2 protein-coding genes and 1 pseudogene are annotated in these 3,061 nt (G+C 58.5%); all 3 read right to left on the bottom strand.

What is annotated here, in order from left to right:
* A partial coding sequence (locus tag CHU93_RS17820; protein WP_106408463.1) for a DUF1156 domain-containing protein occupies window positions 1-2,083 on the bottom strand: 2,083 nt, incomplete at its 3' end.
* Window positions 2,080-2,880 carry a hypothetical protein gene (locus CHU93_RS01375; protein WP_133064270.1) on the bottom strand — a complete coding sequence of 267 codons (801 nt, stop codon included), beginning with the start codon at window positions 2,878-2,880 and terminating at the stop codon, window positions 2,080-2,082. The genes CHU93_RS17820 and CHU93_RS01375, both read right to left, overlap by 4 nt.
* Before the next feature lie 14 nt (window positions 2,881-2,894).
* Window positions 2,895-3,061: pseudogene (locus CHU93_RS01380) on the bottom strand (IS3 family transposase); the annotation flags it as partial.

Raw genomic sequence — 3,061 nt, forward strand, 5'->3', positions numbered from 1 at the left:
CCAACCCGAAATCACCCGGCCGGTGAATAATCCGGGCTAGAATCCCCTGCAGGAACGTTGCCCAACCAGTTGAACTAATTCCTTCGTTCGCTACCTCACTTTGTTTGAAAGCATAGTAAATCGCCGCGGGAAAATCATTGGCGGACTGATGAGCCATGTTCGCGATTGCTCGGCGCATGCCTACCAGAAAAAACACTTCGGCTGCGTCCCTTCCGCCTTGCCTGTGGGGAGCAGCGATCAACTCCTCCGCTTTCGGGGTAGCCAATACACCGAATATATCAGGATAAACCGATCGAAGAGTAGGCTTTAGCCAGCAAAAAAAGAAATCTGACAGATCGGCGTAGCCTATATTGTCATAATACGGCGGATCGGTAGAAATCACAGCCCCTTGAGGGTAGACAACAGTTTGAGCATCATAGCTTATTTCAATACCCTCATTACTGGGATAAAATCGTTCAATAACTTTAACAATGCTTCCAAGACTCGTCCGGTAGTCTCCCGCAGCATCGCAAAACACGTTATTTTCGGCAAAGTCCCACATCATGGGAATAGCCTGACGACCGAAAAGGTTTCGGACCTGAGTTTTAGACGATTCCCATCTGCAAAGTGAGTTTTGAATATCAGTCAATCGGCTGACACCGAACGCCAAATAAACACTAACTGCCTCGGCATAGGCTTTGGCGCCTATGCCACCATCGCGCAGCAGGGTGGGATCGGCGGAAAGAGTGGCGCGGGCGTCGACCTCGATCTGTGCCCGCGCCTCATGCACCAGATCGCTGAAGGTGTTCAACGCGACTAGCTGCCGATCGGTGAAAAGATCACCGAAAGTCTCCATTCCATAATCTGGAGGAGTGAACGCGCGGCGATCGGGCGAAATCGGCATCTCTGGCCGCCAGGTGGGCTTCACAGCGCGGGCTACTTCGACCTGTGCGGCGATTGGAGCAACAAAAACCCGCTCTCGCGGACCTTCTGCAACAACTGCGATCAGATGCTCTCCCAGGCCATACTTCGCAGCATGCCGAACGTGTTCCATTGTGATCGCGGTATCCGAAATCAGGCAGCGGAAGTTTGCCCCGCGCCCCGCCTTGGTCCCCTCTTTCGCCGCCTCAAGCTCTGCCTTGGTACCGCCTTGTCGGACGCGATAGGTGATCGTCTTGGCCTGCCGGTCCACGATGGGCTGGATCCAAGCCTCTTTCCCCGCCTTTGAGCTGAGGAGAAAGCTCGAAGCAATCGGCACCTGTACATCTGCAAAGGCCGGGTCCGGGCTCGGCACAGTCCGCGCCCAGATCCACGCAATCACCGTTGCCTTGCCGCCACCGTGCTCTTTCGGCAGCTCCACCTGCGGGTAAAGATGCCCGATGCGCTCCCACGCCTTCTGGCGCATCCATTCGCCGTAATATTTCACATCCTCGGCCAGCCCTTCGGCGTTGCGGTAGAATTGCCGCTCCTTGGGGCCAGGGTGGATTGGCGGCATGTCCTTGAACTTCGGCGGGATCTCGATCATCGCCTTGCCGATCATCACCGCCACCGGGTTCAGGTCTGACCCATAGGCCGGAAGGCCAAGCCGCTGCGCCTCCAGCGGGATGGAGCCGCCGCCCGAGAAGGGGTCATAGACCGGCGGCATCACCCCGCCGCAGCTGCGCCGGATCTCGGCCCGCGCCCGTTCCAGCACCTCTTCGTTGGTGCTGTTCTCCCACAGCACCAGCTCCTCGATGATGGCAAACAGCCGCTTGCGCTCAATCTCCACCACCACGTCTTCCAGCGTCGGCTCAGCCGCGCTGGCCGCAGCGCCCTTGGCTGATGCCTTGCTCTTCTCCCAGGCCGCCCGCCGTGCCGGCAGCTCCGCCTCCGCCCGCGCCCGCAGCCTGGGATCGGCCATCAGCTCTTCCACGCAGGACGAGGGATCATCCACCAGCTGCGCAAACAACACCGCCCGGCACGCCGCCAACGGCCGCCGCGCCCACCACAGGTGCAGCGTGGACGGATGCCCATGCCGGATCGACTTCTCCCGCGCCGACGCCGCGTTGATCGCCTCCAGCGGAATGGCGACTTCGATGAGCTTTTTTTTGTAGGGCTGATTCACAAGGCCACCTTGATCCACTCGAATTCCGTATCCCGTTTGTCTGGCCCACCTAGGCTGAGCATCCCGAGCAGGGAACCATCCTTTAGCACACTTCCTTGAAATCCCTCGCCTTCGACACTAGCCGATGCCCCCTCCCACTCCATCGGCTGCAAGGCCATCAGTTCAGAACTTATGGCTGAACCGGTAGCTCCCGACAGGGCTCGCACAACCTTCAGATCCAGTCCGACCAGTTCAATTTTTGTTGCACTGCGAAACCAGATGTCCGGCCACCGCAAGAACCGATGGAATTCGTCCCAGAAGTCCGGACTGGACATGTCAGGACTATCGCGCGTGATGGAGGCAATGCTGACGACAAATTTCCGCCCTCCCAGCGTTAGGACCGGAACCTCATTTTCCTGCGGCTCGCCTTCGCCCTGTCGCAGTCGGGTGGCCGCCGCATCAAATCCCATGAGCGAAAGCCAAGATGCGTAATTCGCCCGTCGAACCGCGTCACGACCAAACTCAACAGGCTCATCAGGGACCTCCGGTTCCGGGTCGACAAACGCGATCAGCGATGTCTCTGCGCCGGTGTCGTCTGCTTCTCGAAGGAACGTGGCGATCGCCAGACTCTTGATGGGCTGCGGTGAGATATGTTTTTCCCAGCCCGCGAGTTGGGTCAGGCCATCATACAAAGCTTGCTTGATGGGAGGCTTGGATCCGCGAGGACAAAAGCCCCCCTTGGATTCAGCCAGCACCCATTCATTCTGCGTATTCTCGACAATGAAGTCCGGGTGGCCTGCTGCCGGTTTGGTGGACACCGAGATAAGCTCATTCAGGCTACCCCAGCTTCGCGTTCGAAGTCGATGGGACTGAGATAACCCAGTGTCGAGTGGCGCCGGGTCGGGTTGTAGAAACATTCGATGTAGTCGAACACGTCTGCCTTGGCCTGCGCCCTNAGAAGCTTTCCATGGCGGCATTATCCCAGACATTGCCGGACCG

This window comes from Sandarakinorhabdus cyanobacteriorum, from assembly GCF_002251755.1.
Taxonomy (GTDB): domain Bacteria; phylum Pseudomonadota; class Alphaproteobacteria; order Sphingomonadales; family Sphingomonadaceae; genus Sandarakinorhabdus; species Sandarakinorhabdus cyanobacteriorum.